Raw genomic sequence first — 15,989 nt, 5'->3', positions numbered from 1 at the left:
CCTCCATAATTCCTTCGCTAAAAATTGTCCCCCTATTCTATTATCAAACAATAAAAAAAAATCGCAACAATTTGTTGCGAAAAATTACATTTTTTCTTTTCTATACACACATACTTGATTCTTCCCATTTTTTTTCGCTTCATATAATGCAATGTCCGCTCGTTGCATTAATTCTTCTCTTGTAGTTCCTTGTTCATATAACGCAACTCCAAAGCTAGCTGTTAGCTTCGAAATTCCAGTGAATTGCTTTGTTTCAATGAAGAATCGTAATGACTCCGCAACTTGAAATGCTTCCTTTTCTACTGTATTTGTCACTAATATAATGAATTCTTCTCCTCCCCATCTTGCAAATACATGTTGTTGCTCCACTTTAGATTTCATAAGCTCTGCAAGTTGTATTAATGCCAAATCACCAAAATCATGACCATATGTGTCATTAACCGTTTTAAAATTATCTATATCAAATAAAATGATAGCTATTTTCTCATCACTACGTATTACCTTTTCCCACTCTACCTCTAGTATTTGTTGAAACTTTAAACGATTATAAATCTCTGTCAATGAATCTACCATAGCAAGTCTTTCTTGCTCTTGATAGATTTCATCTAATTCTGTAATTTCCGTGCACTTTACAATAAATCTTGATAAATCTTCTGGCAATGGTGTCGCACGTAATAAAAAAGTGGATACTACCCCTTCATAATTTAGCATCTTAATTCTTCTACCACTTGATAAAGTATCGTCTAACCATGTTATATCATGCGTCGTCGAATAGTATCCACTTTCTCTAATAAAATGTTCAGCAAATACTAAATGTTGCTCACGATAGGCAAACAGATTTTCATATCCAAAAAAAGCTAAAAAATTTGTATTACAATCAACAATCTCATCATCTTCTACTATAAATAATAGATCATTTTGAAAATCAAACATCGTTTGAAGCAATTCCTGCTGCAAACCGACTTGCCTTACTAAAGAAAGTTGATACAAACTCTTATTCACTTCCTCTAACACTGCTTGCGGAGTTACAGGAGCTATTACAATATTACGTATTCCTAATGCAAGTACATCTGTGAATTCTTTTGTTATTTGTTGATCCCAAATGACAATGAATGTACTGTGCGGAGTATACATATTCTTTATATATTTTATTTGAGAATAATCTGTTACATACGTAATGATAATGTGTGGTTTCGTTCTTTGAAATAATAGTTCGCCCTCTTCAAAACTATTTGCTATAAACATACATTTTGGATGGATATTTTCTACCGTTTGTTGATGCTTACATCCATTTTCTATATAAAGGACATTTAACTGCAGATCTTGTAACACATTTTGGAAAACCGTATTCTCTAATAAAAAATGTAGTATGTTCATCACTAGTCTTCACTCACTTCATATATCTTGTTCTACTGAATTCCTCACAAACTTTTTTAAAAGACTGTTCTCCAATAAACTTTAATTTGTGAGAGATACATATTAACAAGCTAATTGAGAATGTTATCTTCGCTTTTCACTCTATAAATTCCTTTTTTAGTGTATGATTGTAGGAATTGTATCGTTTGTATGAATGCCCTAGCTTATTTTTAAAACTTGACAATTAAAATAAAGATATTATATTCTTAAATTCGATAACTTACAAAATGTAAGTAGTGTATATTATTTTTTTGAAAATAATTCGATATACAATTTGGAGGATATACAATGACAAACGACAACTTTTTTAACGTTCTATATGAACGCACATCTACACGTGCATTCAACCCAAATAAAGAAATCTCATCTACAGAATTACATGAGATTTTAAAAGCCGCAGCACAAGCACCTTCCGCTTGGAACTTGCAACACTGGAAATTCCTCGTTTTTCAAGGTGAAGATGTACAAAAACGATTACACCCAATAGCTTATAACCAACAACAAATTCTTGATGCTTCTGCAGTAGTCGCTATTTTAGGTGATTTAGAAGCTTATAAAAATGTTGAGCCAGTATATGGTCCAATTGTAGAACAAGGATTTATGAAAGAAGAAGCAAAAGAACGCTTAGCTAAAAATATTGAATCTGCATATGCTCGTGAACAATTCCCAAGAGATGCTGCCTTTTCAAATGCATCTTTAGCAGCAATGCAACTTATGCTTGCAGCTAAAGCAACTGGTTGGGATACTTGTGCTATTGGTGGCTTCAATCCACAAGCACTGACAGACGAATTTAACGTTTCATCTCGTTACGTTCCAATTATGCTTATTACAATTGGTGAATCAACTTTAAAAGGCCACCCTGCACCTCGTATGAGCGTAGAGCAAGTGAGTGAGTGGGCAAAATAATAAAAAACGAAGGTAACTACATTGCCTTCGTTTTTTTATTTCCTGTCATACTTTTGTAATATTACTACAAATCATTCGACATTTATACTTATGGAAAAGTATATTCTATTCCCTTATCATAAATAAACTTGACGTTTTGTGTCGAATTTTGTTTAGGTGTTGAAATATACCCGTGTATTTTTGTTACAATTATGATACAATGATAACAAATAGATAACAAGAGAGGGATTTTCATTGAGTTCATACGGAAGCTTTATCGCACTTTTATGTTACATAGTAACTGTACTGCTTCTATATTTTATTGGTGATGCCGCAAACATCTCCATTTTACAATTCCCAAAAGAAGAAGCATTCCAATTAGAATCAGAAAAACATACTGCACGATCCATTGTACCACTACTCCTAGCTCTTCCTGTATATATCATCGTTTTATATAAAAGTAAAAAAGTGTAAAGGCTACCTATTTCATTTATTTCGGTGGTTTTTACATTTTTTTGTTATATTTCCCCTATTTTAAACATCATTCCATACTAAACACCCAGCTAGTCATTTAAAATGAGAAAATCCCCTAGAAAAAATTCCACTCTCTGTCCAGTCACTCACTACCGAACTTACATAGATTATAAGTGTGAAGGGGGTGATGAGGATTATGTTTGGATCATTTGGATGCTGTGATAACTTTAGAGACTGTCATCATCATGAAAGAGAGTGCAGACATCATGAGAAAGAGAAAGAGAGAGAAGTAGTTAGACCACAACAACCAGCTGTATGTAACGTACTTGCTAGCATTTCAGTTGGAACAGAACTTTCTCTTTTAAGCATTAGAGGTAATGGCACTTTCAACAATGTAATTTTTGAAGGTTTCGCTAACGGTGTTGCTCTTTTCTCTGCTTTAGCTCGTAATAACAAAGACGACAAAGATAACAATAAAGACGATAAGAACAATCAAAATCGAAATACTTTTACTGGTATTTTACGTGTATGCCCAACTGATATCGTTGCTATCGCTATCTAATTCCGTTCCTTATCCTCTATAGTAAGAAAATAAGATTTATTTTTCTCATAGAAAAAACCTGAGACCGATTTCAAATCGACTCAGGTTTTTTTATTGGTTATATGCTTTTAACTAGTTCAACAACTTCTTCAGCAGTTGACATCATTAATGCTTTTTCTGCTAATGTTTCCATTTCTGCTTTTGACAACTTGCTTAGTTGTGTTCTTGCAGGAAGAATAGATGTTGCACTCATACTGAACTCATCTAAACCTAATCCTAATAATAATGGGATAGCAAGTGAATCGCCTGCCATCTCACCACACATACCAGCCCATTTGCCTTCTTTATGAGCAGCATCGATAACCATTTTTACAAGACGTAAAATAGATGGGTTATATGGTTGGTATAAGTATGATACTTGTTCGTTCATACGGTCTGCAGCCATTGTGTATTGGATTAAATCATTTGTTCCGATAGAGAAGAAGTCAACTTCTTTCGCGAATTGATCTGCTAATACAGCTGAAGCTGGGATTTCAACCATCATACCAACTTCAATAGAATCAGAAACAGTTGTACCCGCTTCTACAAGTTTCGCTTTCTCTTCTAATAAAATTGCTTTTGCTTGACGGAACTCATCAAGAGTTGCAATCATTGGGAACATAATTTTTAAGTTACCGTATACGCTAGCACGAAGTAATGCACGAAGTTGTGTACGGAACACATCTTGCTCATCAAGACATAAGCGAATTGCACGGTATCCTAAGAATGGGTTCATTTCTTTTGGTAAATGTAAGTATGGAAGCTCTTTATCTCCACCGATGTCAAGTGTACGAACAACGACTGGTTGACCTTCTTTTACACCTTCAAGAACTGCTTTATACGCTTCGAACTGCTCTTCTTCTGTTGGAAGATTGTCACGACCCATGTATAAGAATTCTGTACGGTATAAGCCAACGCCTTCTCCGCCATTATCGATAATACCTTGTACATCATTTGGTGTTCCGATATTTGCAACAAGCTCAACGTGATGTCCATCACTTGTTACAGTAGCTTGGTCTTTTAATTTTGCCCATTCAGTTTTTTGCTCTTCAAATTTCGCTTTCTTTTCTTCAAACGAACGAAGAGTTTCTTCTGATGGGTTTACAATTACTTCTCCATCTAAACCGTCAATGATAACGATATCGCCGTTTTGGATTTTCTCCATAACAACTTTCGTACCAACAACAGCTGGAATTTCCATAGAACGAGCCATAATTGCAGAGTGAGATGTACGTCCACCGATATCAGTAGTGAAACCTTTTGCATACTTACGGTTTAACTGAGCTGTATCAGATGGTGTTAAATCTTCAGCAATAATGATTACCTCTTCAGAAATTGTACCAGGATTTGAGAAGTTAATTCCTAGTAAATGTGCAAGAACGCGTTTTGTTACGTCACGAATGTCCGCAGCACGTTCTTTCATATATTCATTATCCATGTTTTCAAACATAGAAATAAACATTGATGCAACTTCATCCATTGCAAATTCAGCATTTACTTTTTCGCTATTTACTTTATCTTTTACTGGGTTTACTAGTTCTGGATCATTTAACACTAATAAATGTGCTTCAAAGATCGCAGCTTTGTCAGCACCTAGTTCAGCAAATGCGTGGTCCTTAATAGCTTCTAATTCAGTTTTTGCTTTCTCAAGCGCAGCGTCTAAGCGTGCAATTTCTGCAGCTTCGTTTGTAATTGATTTCTTTTCGATGTTAAATTCAGGATTTTCAAGTCTGAAAGCCTTTGCAATAGCAATCCCACTTGATGCAGCGATCCCTTGAATGTTAAGAGTCATTATTCTCCTAATCCTTCGTTTTTCATAGTTTCTTCGATAGCTGCTAGTGCTTGAGCTGCATCATCACCATTTGCAGTGATTTTAATTTCTGCGTTTTGTTGAATGCCTAAAGACATAACGCCCATGATTGATTTTAAGTTAACGTTCTTTCCGTTATACTCTAAGTTAATGTCAGAACCGAATTTGCTTGCAGTGTTTACAAGTAGAGTTGCTGGACGAGCATGAATTCCTGAGTCGCTAGTTACTTTAAAGATTTTTTCCATGATTATTTATCTCCTTTAAATTACAGTTTTTTTTAGTTGTATAGACGTGAGTACTACATCATCTATTGTATATAATAGGCGATGTTCGGTCAACCACATCGCCTATTATAATTATAAACATTTTGCGTCAAATTCCTACTGAATGTCAATAATAGCGGTTTCGCCCTTCTTAACATTTCCATCTTTTTTCAATTCGACTTGTTGCCCTTGTTGTAAGTTTGTAAATACAATTGGTGTAATGATAGATGGTGCATTTTCTTTTACAAATGCAAGATCTACTTTTAATAATGGTTGGCCTTGCTTCACTTTATCACCTTGTGCTACAAGTGCCTCGAATCCTTCACCATTTAATTTTACAGTATCAATACCAAAGTGGATTAAAATTTCTTTTCCGCCTTCAGATTGAATACCAATCGCATGTTTTGTAGGGAATACATTGACAATTTCACCGTTAACTGGAGAAACTACTGTTCCTTCAGTTGGCTCAATTGCAAATCCGTCTCCCATCATTTTTCCTGAGAATACTTGGTCAGGCACTTCTGTAATTGGTAAGATTTTCCCTTCGATTGGTGATACAATTGTTTCATTTTCATCAACTTTTTGAGGAGTTTCTTCCACTTTTACAGGTTCTTCTTTTTCAACATGAGGTGTACGACCTGACATTATATCATGAATTTGTGATTTTAACGTGTCAGATTTCGGTCCGAAAATAGCTTGAATGTTATTTCCAACTTCAAGTACACCAGCTGCTCCAAGTTCTTTTAAGCGGTCTTTGTTTACATTCTTTTGTTCGTTAACTTGAACACGTAAACGAGTAATACAAGCATCTAAAGAAGCAATGTTTTCTTTACCACCAAGTGCTACTAATACTTCACGAGGAAGTTCGCCTGCTTCTGTTTTTCCTGCACCGTCATTCGCATTTGCCTCTTCACGACCAGGTGTTTTTAGATTCCATTTACGGATTGCAAAGCGGAATCCGAAGTAGTAAATAACTGCTAGTACAAGACCAACAATAATTACCCACCACCATGCTGTACGGCCTGGTAGTACACCGAATAATAGGAAGTCAATTAAACCACCAGAGAATGTCATACCAATTTTAACACCTAAAATTTGCATTGTCATAAATGATAGACCAGCAAATACAGCGTGAATTCCGAATAATACTGGCGCTACGAATAAGAATGAAAATTCAAGTGGCTCTGTAATACCTGTTAAGAAAGATGTTAATGCTGCAGAACCTAAAATACCTGCTGCTAATTTTTTATTTTCTGGACGTGCTTCATGGTACATTGCTAAAGCTGCTGCTGGAAGACCGAACATCATGAACGGATACTTACCAGTTGTAAATGTACCTGCTGTTAATTCTACACCGTCTTTTAACTGTGCCATAAAGATTTTTTGGTCACCACGGATTAATTCGCCAGCTGCATTTGTATACTGACCGAATTCGAACCAGAACGGTGAATAGAAAATGTGATGTAGTCCAAATGGAATTAATGAACGTTCAATTAAACCGAATATAAATGCTGCGATTGTTCTATTTGCATCAATCATTTGATGTGAGAACGTGTTTAAGCCACCTTGAATGTATGGCCAAACGAAGCACATGATAATACCTACTATTAAAGAGAATGTTGCAGTTGCGATCGGTACGAAACGCTTACCTGCAAAGAAACCTAAGTATGATGGTAATTCAATGTTGAAGTATTTATTATAGCAATATGCCGCTACTATACCGACGATAATACCACCAAATACCCCTGTTTGTAGCGTTGGAATACCTAATACGTTTGCATACGCTGGATCTGTAAATCCAATTTTTACTGGGTCTGCTCCAGAACTTGTTACTTTCACTAGCTTATCTACTTCTAAGAACACACTCATCGTTTTGTTCATAATTAAGTAACCGACGAATGCTGCTAAACCAGCTACTCCGTCTCCACCAGCTAAACCAATTGCTACCCCAACTGCGAATAATAATGCAAGGTTAGCGAAAATAATATCACCAGATTGTTCCATAATTTTTGCAACCATTACGAACCAATCTGCTTTTAAAGCAGGAATAACATTTGTTAACTGTGGATTTTGAAATGCATTACCAAATCCAAGTAAAATACCTGCTGCCGGTAAAATCGCTACTGGAAGCATTAACGCTTTTCCGACTTTTTGAAGAACACCAAAGATCTTCTTAAACATGGAAACCCTTCCTCTCTTATCTATATTGATACCTTCCGACAAACGCCAAAAAGACATGAGGAAAAAAAGATAGAACGATAGCTATACAAAGGGTAGTATATCCCTTTCTCTAGCTTACATTCCTTACTTTTCTCCACTCATGCCTGATCGAATCAGTAACACGTGTCAAAAATAGGTTTACGTATAAGTTCACTATAATTAAGGCAAACGTTTTCGTTACTCACCTTAATGTGTTTGTCGAAATTTGTATAACTTTGCAATAGTTATTATACATAACTATTGTAAGCGATTCAATCATTTTTTTTAACGTTTTCATTTTAGACAAAAATATATGAATTATTACACATGCTCTGCCTTGACTAAGCGTTGCAAGTGCATCGTTAAATAAATACTTTCAGCTTCATATACAGGTAGTTGCAACTCTTTTTGCATGACCTTAACTAGCTTCCAAGCTACGTTATAGCAAACTGGATACTCCGCCTTTAATAAATCAGCAAAACTTTGCGATTCTTCTACTTTTTCTCCTTTTTTCACCCTCTCAATAGCATATTGAAGATGACGAATAAGGCGTAAATAATGAATGCTCTCTTGATCTAATGTAATTTCTAAGTTTGTCTCAATTAAAGATACAAGTTGTGCAATGAGACGGGAGTTTTGATTAACTGAAGATAAATCAGAATTTGTAAGCGAACTGTAAATGTGAAGTGCAATAAAACCAATTTCTCCTTCTGGCAATGTAATTTGCAAACGAGAATTTAAAAGTTCTACAACACCTTCCGCAATTTCATATTCCTCTGGATAGAGCATTTTTGTTTCAACTAAAAAAGGATTATCAATTGTAAGTCCTTGTTTTAACCTTTTAATTGCAAATGAAATATGATCTGTTAACGCAATATGAATATGTTCATTTAGTGGAGATTTCGCTTTTTCTTGAATGTACAGCATAATATCGTTCATCAATTCAATTAATTTTTCACTAACATGCGGCACTAATAATTTATATTGTTCACGATCACGTTCATTTTTTAAGACAAACATTTTTTCGATTTGTTCTTGCTCCAATACATCTTTCGCTTTTTTCCCAAATCCAATTCCTTTACCAATCACTACTACTTCCTCGTGTTCAGGATGGCTAGCAATGATGACATTATTATTTAAAACTTTTTTAATTTCTAGATAATTATTCATATAACACCACCCTCGTACTTAAATAGCCTACTTTTATGTTACAGAATATTCTTCTTTGTCGTCAATGTAAAACATCTGCCATTTAATAAAAATTCATTTTTTAGACATGTTTATATATGATGCGTATAATGTAAGAGCAACTGTACATAGAAAGGAGATAACAGCATGATTAAAATGTTTGTAAGTGATATCGATGGTACAATGATGCAACACGGAGGTCTTATTGATGAACAAGATGTTGCGGCACTACGCAGCCTCGCCGAGCAAAATGTTATTCTTTGCTTCGCTTCCGGAAGACTTGATAATGAAATTGCAGACTTAATGAAAGCTGTAAATACAAATTTTCATCGTATTAGTGTAAATGGTGTTTTTGTATATACACATGAAAATAAACAACTATTATCTGCAACTTTTGATTCCAGCATACTTCCCGATTTGTTAGCTATGACGAATGAAAATCCTTATTTCCGTTATGTAAGTGATGAGCATAATTATTACATTGAAGAGAAAACACCTTTTATTCAAGAACTTGAACAACAAGTAACAATGACTTCTGTTGAAGAACCAAACTTACTACAGAAGATTGATGATACAATTTTCCCAAATAAAATTTCTGTCGGTGGAACAAAGGAGAGCTTACAACTCCTTCAAAAAAAAATTGATGAAAAATTCCACGGGAAAGTTAGTACTTTCATCTCAGCAGAACAATGTTTAGATGTAATGCCACCGAATGTTAGTAAAGGCTCTGCCATTTCTGTTTTATTAAATGAGTTTCAAATAAAACCTGAGGAAATTGCTTGTATAGGGGATTCTTACAATGATATTCCTATGTTTTCTTTAACTCCTCACAGTTTTGCTATGTCGCAAGCAGATGATGCAGTAAAAAAACACGCTCACTATGTAGTAAATCACGTCAAAGATGCTGTTAACCACGTAATTGCTCATAATAAAAATACGACTCATTCCTTATAAGGATGAGTCGTATTTTTATTTCTTTACATGTTATCCATTTTCATTTCGACTGTACTTCACAAACTGAAATATACTATTTGTTACGTGCGATATTCGTAATAAATTTATAACGATCTCCACGATAAATACATTTCACGTACTCTAGCGGTATCTCACCTTCTGAATATGACCATTGACGCATTACAAGTACAGGCGCCTTTTTAGGAATATGCAGATGTTCAGCTTCATTTTCCGTCGCAACAGAAGCTTCAATTGACTGAGTAGCGCTAACAAGTTTAAAGCCCAGTTTTTTCTCTAAATGTTCATATAAAGATTGTTGCAATATCTCTTCGTTAATATCTTTTACAAGAGCTGGCGACAAATATGTCGTCTCAAAAGCAATCGGTTCATCATCAGCTAAGCGAATACGCCTCACTTCATAAACCGATTCCCCCTCCTGTATTCTCAACCGGTCTGCTATTTTAGCAGTAGCTGGAACTAGGCGGAAACTAAGTAATTGACTACTTGGGTTCATTCCACGAGAAATCATATCTTCTGTGAATCCCGTCATTCCTTGCAATTTTTGTTCCACTTTCGGAAGTTGGACAAATGTTCCAATTCCACGCTTCCGATATAAATAGCCTTGTTCCACTAAATTATTAATCGCCTGTCTGATTGTCATACGACTCACTTCGAACTTATCACAAAGTTCATTCTCAGATGGGATTTTATCTCCCGGCTTCCATTCGCCGTCCTCAATTAGCTGTTTCACCCACTCTTGAATCTGATAATAGATCGGAAATGGTGAATACTTGTCGATGTTCATCAGCAATCGCCTCACTGCATAAAGATAGAGCTTCTTGATCTGCGATTACGGTTACATTCGGATGACGTTGTAAAACTGTAGCCGGACACTCTTCACTATATTCACCTTGCAATAATTCTTTAACAGCTTCTGCCTTTTTAGCACCCATAGCTACAAGTAGAACTTGTTTCGCTTTCATAATGCTTCCAATTCCCATTGTAATCGCATGAGTTGGCACATCTTCTTCTTTTTCGAAGAAGCGAAGGTTTGCTTGGCGTGTAGATTCTGTTAATTCAACAATGTTCGTTGGAGAATTAAACGGTGTTCCTGGCTCGTTAAATCCGATGTGACCGTTTTCACCGATTCCAAGAATCTGTAGGTCAACTGGGTTAGCAGCTAGAATGCCCTCGTAACGTTTGCACTCTTCCTCTAAATCACTTGCCATCCCGTTTGGTACATAAGTTTGTTTAAATGGAAGATAATCAAACAACTGTTCTTGCATGAAATAGTGATAGCTGTTTTTATCTTCATGTGGTAAATTTACGTACTCATCTAAGTTTACAGTGGTTACACGGCTTGTATCAAGTTTATTTTTTCGCATTTCTGCATAAATACCTAATGGAGAGCTTCCTGTAGCCATTCCTAATGTTGGATTTTCTTTTGTTTTTACAACTTCTTCAATTAATTTATAACCTGCTTCTGCTAGTTCTTCTGGAGTTTTTACAACAAGAATATTCATTTAATTACTTCCCTTCCTTCATATGAATTCCTAAACGAACCGTATCATATACATGTAAATCTTCATTCATCACAACAAAGTCTGCATCTTTTCCTACCGCTAATGCACCTTTATTATTTAATCCAAACTCTTCTGCTTGGTTAACTGATGTCATCAGTACTGCATCTTCGATTGAACAACCTGTAAATTCAATTACATTTCGGAAAGCTTGATCCATTTTTAGAATACTACCAGCTAACGTTCCATCTTCTAATCGAGCACTACCATCTTTTACATGTACCGGCTGTCCGCCAAGCTCATATAATCCATCTTCAAGACCTTTTGCGCGCATTGCGTCAGTAATAACACTTACTTTTTTCGGTCCTTTTAACTTATATGCTAATTTCACCATATCAGGGTGAATATGAATACCATCTGTAATTACTTCAACCATTACATCTGGATTTAATAACACATGACCAACAACCCCTGGTTCACGGTGATGTAATCCACGCATTTGATTGTATAAATGTGTCGCATGTGTAATCTTTCTATTTTTTAGTTGCGCATCAATTGCATCTGTATGCCCCATTGTGCCAACTACACCAGTTTCAGCAAGATATTGTTCAAACTCTAATGCTCCCTCTTCTTCTGGTGCATATGTTACTAATTTAATTAAATTCCCACTTGCTTCTTGCCATTGTTTAAATTGCTCAATATTTGCAGGAACGATATGTTCAAGTGGTTGTGCACCTGCACGTTTCTTTGAAACATAAGGTCCTTCTAAGTGAATATATTCGAAATGTGCTCCTTTTTCTTTTGCTTCTTTCGCAGCGGTTAGCGCTGCTTCAATTGCCTCTGGAGCTTGTGTCATTGTTGTTGGGAAGTAAGTTGTAACCCCTTCTTTTAACATTTCTTTACCTAGAGTTACTAACCCATCGCTATTTGCATCCATCGCATCAATATCGTATCCTCCATGAATATGAACATCGATCATACCTGGAATTACAATCTTCCCTGTAGCATCAAAAACAGTTTCATTTTCTTGTGGTACATATTGAGCCATCAAACCAATTTCTTTAATGGTTTCTGCGTAACGGATAAATCCGTTTTCCACTATATCTTGACCTGTGTAAATTTTGGCATTGATGACAATTTGCGTTTTCATTTTCATCGATCCTTTCCCATGAAATACCTACTTGTTATTATTACCTTATTCGCCTAGTTCCATCTTAATATATGCACGAGTAGTTGTCTATACATTCTAATGAAATTTCCTTTTTATTCAACAAAAAAGGAAATTTCTTACGTCCTTTATAACTATAATATATATTATTCATTTTTCCAAAAAGGGACAGTATCCACCCCTAATATAGAAATCACTTCAACAATGGCATTAACCCGCTAGACTCTAACATAACATGTTCACCATCTGTTTCTATTTCTACTGTACGTTTATTCGTTCTATATACCATTATACCGTGCCTTTTTAAGCGTTTTACTACACTTTGGTGAGGATGTCCATACGGATTACTACTCCCGTAAGACAGAATAGCAAACTGCGGTTCCACTTTTTTTATAAACGTTTCACTTGTTGAAGTATACGAACCGTGATGCCCCACTTTTAAAACATCTGCATGTACATCAAATTGTTTTAATATTTCATGTTCTGTCCGTACATCCGCGTCACCCATTAATAAAAAATCCGCTTTTCCATATCGCACCTTTAAAACAATTGAGGATTCATTATTTTCATCTTTTGATTTCCCATTGTTTAATACTTGTATAGAAACATGTGGATCCAGCGGTATATATTGCCCTTCCTTTACCGAAACGAAAGGTATCCCTCTTTTTTTAATATTATTCCGATATGTATGATAAGTAAGAGAACTATATGTTTTTCCGCTATCTAATATAAGCGATACCGGCATTTGCTCTACAATTGGAATTAGCCCCCCTATATGATCCATATCGGGATGCGTACTGACAATTACATCTAAATGATTAATCCCTTTCTCAATTAATTTCTGAATAATAACTTCTCCTGCTTCATAAGGTCCTCCATCAATTAACATTGTTTGTCCGTTTGGCATTATGATAAGTGTTGCATCACCTTGCCCCACTTTTAAAAAGCTCACTTTCATTTTACTAAGATGTTGCCGATGCATATGTAAAGGAGACGTAGTATGAATGGACATCATATACCTTTTAGCTGATGCGCTATTTAAAGAAAAACATAATAAAACAGAAACTAATAATAGAATAATCCGCATACCTCTCATAACTCGTCTCCTTTTTTCATTTAGTATGGCACTGTAAATAATTGATATACAAAAAAAGCTTAGCAAAATGCTAAGCTTTTATTTCGATATCTCTTGTAAGGAACCGAAGAATAAATCCGCTTCATTCATTTGTTCATTCTCTTCAGAAAGCGGCGGTAAATCATCTAATGTTTTCAATCCAAATGTGTCCAAAAATTCTTTTGTTGTTCCGTATAAAATAGGACGCCCTGGTCCTTCCGCTCTTCCCATTTCTTTTATAAGTAAATGTGAAACCAACGTTTGTAACGCCTTATCGGTTTTAACCCCTCTAATCTCTTCCATTTCAGTCCTTGTGATTGGTTGACGATATGCAACAATCGCTAACGTTTCAAGGGCAGCTTGTGAGAGCGAAGCAGCTGTTGGTGTATCTATTAATTTTTGATAATATGAAGCATGTTCTTTCTTTGTAGCAAAACGATATACTTTTGCATACTGTACAATTTGCAAACCACGGTTTGCACCTTCACATTCTTGTTGCATTTCTTCTAAAATATTAATTACTTCATTCATTTCAATTCCAAGAACTTTCGCTATTTGTTCTGGATAAATCCCTTCATCACCAGAAACAAATAAAAGGCCTTCAATAATTGACTTTTGTTCTTTCCTATCCATTTCACGAGCTCCTTCCTTCTATTTTCCCATAAAAATACACATCAAAAAACCGAATCACAATCAATGCGTTCGGTTCAATATTTTTTCTCTTGTTCCAAACGATACATTAAAACATAGCACGGGATAAAGTGTTTCTATCCCAATTTCATATACTTGCTCTATGCAGATTTATTAGAGCTTGATACGAAAATTTCATCAAAATTATGTTCTTGCTCAATTATGATTTGTTGATTTTTCATAAGTTCCAGAACTGCTAAAAATGTTACAACCATTATTTCACGTTCATCATCAACAAACAAATCATGAAAACTTTGGCGACCACCCTTTATTTTTAATTGCTTTAAAATATCAGTCATTCGCTGTTCAATTGGTATTTCTTGACGAGTAATACGTGTTGTTACAGGTTTTTTTGCCTTTTTACGGCGCATTAATTTTTGAAATGCCGCTAGCATATCATATAACGTAACATCAAGAGGCAAGCTTGTCTCTTCTTCTTGTTGCAACGATGTAAAGTCAATTGGTGGACGTGTATATAGCTGTGCTCTTTCTTGTTCTCTTTCTTTTAACTCAGTAGCAACTTGCTTATATTTCTTATATTCAATTAACCTCTCCATCAATTCTTGACGAGGATCATCTATAAAATCATCACCGTTATCAAGTACATCTTCTTCATGTTTCGGCAACAACATTTTACTTTTAATTTGTAATAACGTTGCGGCCATTACTAAATACTCACTTGCAACATCTAATTGCAGTTCTTTCATCGTATGCACATAAGATAAATATTGCTCTGTAATATCTGCTACAGGAATATTATATATATCAATTTCATAACGATGTATTAAATGTAACAATAGATCTAAAGGCCCTTCAAAAGCCTCTACTTTAAAATTATATTGCACAAAGCATCCCACCACATTTTTTCTATAACAACATAAGTATAGAGCATACTCATGTTCTATCCAACCTTTTTAAGAAATTTAATTAAAAATAGACCGATGCCTATGTCATCATGCCCACCACTTCATATGATAACAGTGTAGTAAGAACAATGTAGGAGGTCAAAAAACTATGGGTCACGTTGATTGTGGTTTTAGCGGTGGGTTCGCATTACTTGTTGTACTGTTTATTTTGCTAATTATTGTAGGAGCAGCTTGCTTCTGCTAATATGAACAATAACGGCTAGGGGGAAATCTCCTAGTCGTTTATTGTTCATATTTCTATGATACACTTATATGTATAACCGTTAGATAGGGGCGAGAAAACATGTATCCTACCGAATACATACAATTTTTAATTCATTTCCAAGGAGATTACGACTATTTTGAATGCCACGAAATACTAGAAGAGTACTGGAAGACAAAACCAAGAGGAAATCGTGATCATTACTTAGTTGGTCTCATTCAAATTGCCGTTTCTTTATACCATCAAAGACGTGCTAACTGGAATGGTTCCACAAAAATGATGAAAAGCGCAATCACAATTTTAGAAAAAAGCGGTGTGTCTTTACAACGTTTAGGAATTAATCAAGTACAACTTCTTTCCTTGCTCAATGAAAGATTGCAATCTATCCATAAAAAAGAACGTTTTGTACCTTTATTTTTACCCTTATCAGATCCATTGTTAGAGAAGCAGTGCATAGAGTTATGCAAAAAACAAAACCTCTCTTGGAAAGACTTGAATGCTATTCCAAGTGAATATATTATACACAAGCACTCTTTGCGTGATCGCACAGAGGTCATTACTGAACGAAACGAACAATTACAAAAAAGAAAGCAGAGATAA

At 35.2% G+C, this 15,989-nt stretch carries 17 protein-coding genes; 6 read left to right on the top strand and 11 right to left on the bottom strand.

Annotation, left to right across the window (positions count from 1 at the left end; genetic code table 11):
* Positions 1 to 84 precede the first annotated feature (84 nt).
* Entirely contained in the window at positions 85 to 1,377 is a 1,293-nt protein-coding gene (locus DN400_RS24655) for a GGDEF domain-containing protein (RefSeq protein WP_001023187.1), read from the bottom strand.
* Between the two features lie 327 nt (positions 1,378 to 1,704).
* Here DN400_RS24655 and DN400_RS24650 point away from each other — a divergent pair, with 327 nt between their 5' ends.
* The 3 genes from DN400_RS24650 (at position 1,705) to DN400_RS24640 (ending at position 3,337) form a co-directional block, all read left to right on the top strand.
* Entirely contained in the window at positions 1,705 to 2,322 is a 618-nt protein-coding gene (locus tag DN400_RS24650) for a nitroreductase family protein (protein ID WP_000180387.1), read from the top strand.
* Positions 2,323 to 2,556: 234 nt separating this feature from the next.
* Positions 2,557 to 2,775 (top strand): hypothetical protein, encoded by a 219-nt coding sequence (locus tag DN400_RS24645; RefSeq protein ID WP_000100485.1) that lies wholly within the window; start codon positions 2,557 to 2,559, stop codon positions 2,773 to 2,775.
* Between the two features lie 196 nt (positions 2,776 to 2,971).
* Positions 2,972 to 3,337 carry a DUF3915 domain-containing protein gene (locus DN400_RS24640; protein ID WP_000468017.1) on the top strand — a complete coding sequence of 122 codons (366 nt, stop codon included), beginning with the start codon at positions 2,972 to 2,974 and terminating at the stop codon, positions 3,335 to 3,337.
* Between the two features lie 97 nt (positions 3,338 to 3,434).
* Here the strand turns inward: DN400_RS24640 and ptsP are convergent, their stop codons facing one another.
* The 4 genes from ptsP to glcT form a co-directional block, all read right to left on the bottom strand.
* Positions 3,435 to 5,147 carry a phosphoenolpyruvate--protein phosphotransferase gene (gene ptsP / locus DN400_RS24635; RefSeq protein WP_000174216.1) on the bottom strand — a complete coding sequence of 571 codons (1,713 nt, stop codon included), beginning with the start codon at positions 5,145 to 5,147 and terminating at the stop codon, positions 3,435 to 3,437.
* Positions 5,147 to 5,410 carry a phosphocarrier protein HPr gene (gene ptsH / locus DN400_RS24630; protein ID WP_000411080.1) on the bottom strand — a complete coding sequence of 88 codons (264 nt, stop codon included), beginning with the start codon at positions 5,408 to 5,410 and terminating at the stop codon, positions 5,147 to 5,149. Before ptsH ends, ptsP begins: the two co-directional genes overlap by 1 nt.
* Before the next feature lie 135 nt (positions 5,411 to 5,545).
* On the bottom strand, positions 5,546 to 7,609 hold the full coding sequence (gene ptsG, locus DN400_RS24625; protein ID WP_000473191.1) for a PTS glucose transporter subunit IIABC: 2,064 nt from the start codon (positions 7,607 to 7,609) through the stop codon (positions 5,546 to 5,548).
* Between the two features lie 339 nt (positions 7,610 to 7,948).
* A complete protein-coding gene (gene glcT / locus DN400_RS24620; RefSeq protein WP_001067322.1) occupies positions 7,949 to 8,797 on the bottom strand; it encodes a glucose PTS transporter transcription antiterminator GlcT in 849 nt (282 codons plus the stop codon).
* A gap of 165 nt (positions 8,798 to 8,962) precedes the next feature.
* On the opposite strand from glcT, the gene DN400_RS24615 reads away from it, so the two are divergent.
* Positions 8,963 to 9,769: a Cof-type HAD-IIB family hydrolase gene (locus DN400_RS24615; protein WP_000594250.1), complete on the top strand. Its 807-nt coding sequence runs from the start codon at positions 8,963 to 8,965 to the stop codon at positions 9,767 to 9,769.
* Positions 9,770 to 9,842: 73 nt separating this feature from the next.
* On the opposite strand, the gene DN400_RS24610 is transcribed toward DN400_RS24615, so the two are convergent.
* The 6 genes from DN400_RS24610 to scpA all read right to left on the bottom strand — a co-directional run bounded on the left by DN400_RS24610 (position 9,843) and on the right by scpA (position 15,106).
* Positions 9,843 to 10,574: a GntR family transcriptional regulator gene (locus DN400_RS24610; protein ID WP_014894892.1), complete on the bottom strand. Its 732-nt coding sequence runs from the start codon at positions 10,572 to 10,574 to the stop codon at positions 9,843 to 9,845.
* Positions 10,504 to 11,292 carry a glucosamine-6-phosphate deaminase gene (nagB, locus tag DN400_RS24605; RefSeq protein WP_001024213.1) on the bottom strand — a complete coding sequence of 263 codons (789 nt, stop codon included), beginning with the start codon at positions 11,290 to 11,292 and terminating at the stop codon, positions 10,504 to 10,506. Before nagB ends, DN400_RS24610 begins: the two co-directional genes overlap by 71 nt.
* Positions 11,293 to 11,296: 4 nt before the next feature.
* On the bottom strand, positions 11,297 to 12,439 hold the full coding sequence (gene nagA / locus DN400_RS24600) for an N-acetylglucosamine-6-phosphate deacetylase (protein WP_002094130.1): 1,143 nt from the start codon (positions 12,437 to 12,439) through the stop codon (positions 11,297 to 11,299).
* 211 nt (positions 12,440 to 12,650) lie between these two features.
* Complete coding sequence (locus DN400_RS24595; RefSeq protein ID WP_001214828.1) at positions 12,651 to 13,553, bottom strand: ComEC/Rec2 family competence protein; 903 nt, start codon at positions 13,551 to 13,553, stop codon at positions 12,651 to 12,653.
* Positions 13,554 to 13,631: 78 nt separating this feature from the next.
* Positions 13,632 to 14,204 (bottom strand): segregation/condensation protein ScpB, encoded by a 573-nt coding sequence (gene scpB, locus DN400_RS24590; protein WP_097912002.1) that lies wholly within the window; start codon positions 14,202 to 14,204, stop codon positions 13,632 to 13,634.
* A gap of 158 nt (positions 14,205 to 14,362) precedes the next feature.
* The gene (gene scpA, locus DN400_RS24580; protein ID WP_001199751.1) at positions 14,363 to 15,106 is read right to left on the bottom strand and encodes a segregation/condensation protein A; all 744 of its coding nucleotides are present in this window, start codon (positions 15,104 to 15,106) and stop codon (positions 14,363 to 14,365) included.
* Between the two features lie 169 nt (positions 15,107 to 15,275).
* On the opposite strand from scpA, the gene DN400_RS24575 reads away from it, so the two are divergent.
* Positions 15,276 to 15,371, top strand: coding sequence for a YjcZ family sporulation protein (locus tag DN400_RS24575; RefSeq protein WP_000510194.1), 96 nt, complete (start codon positions 15,276 to 15,278; stop codon positions 15,369 to 15,371).
* Positions 15,372 to 15,470: 99 nt separating this feature from the next.
* On the top strand, positions 15,471 to 15,989 hold the full coding sequence (locus DN400_RS24570) for a DUF309 domain-containing protein (RefSeq protein WP_097822474.1): 519 nt from the start codon (positions 15,471 to 15,473) through the stop codon (positions 15,987 to 15,989).

Source organism: Bacillus sp. AR8-1, from assembly GCF_008042345.1.
In the GTDB taxonomy this organism is placed as follows: domain Bacteria; phylum Bacillota; class Bacilli; order Bacillales; family Bacillaceae_G; genus Bacillus_A; species Bacillus_A cereus.
The sequence above is the reverse complement of the archived record's forward strand: the minus strand, read 5'-3'. Positions and strand labels throughout refer to the sequence as shown.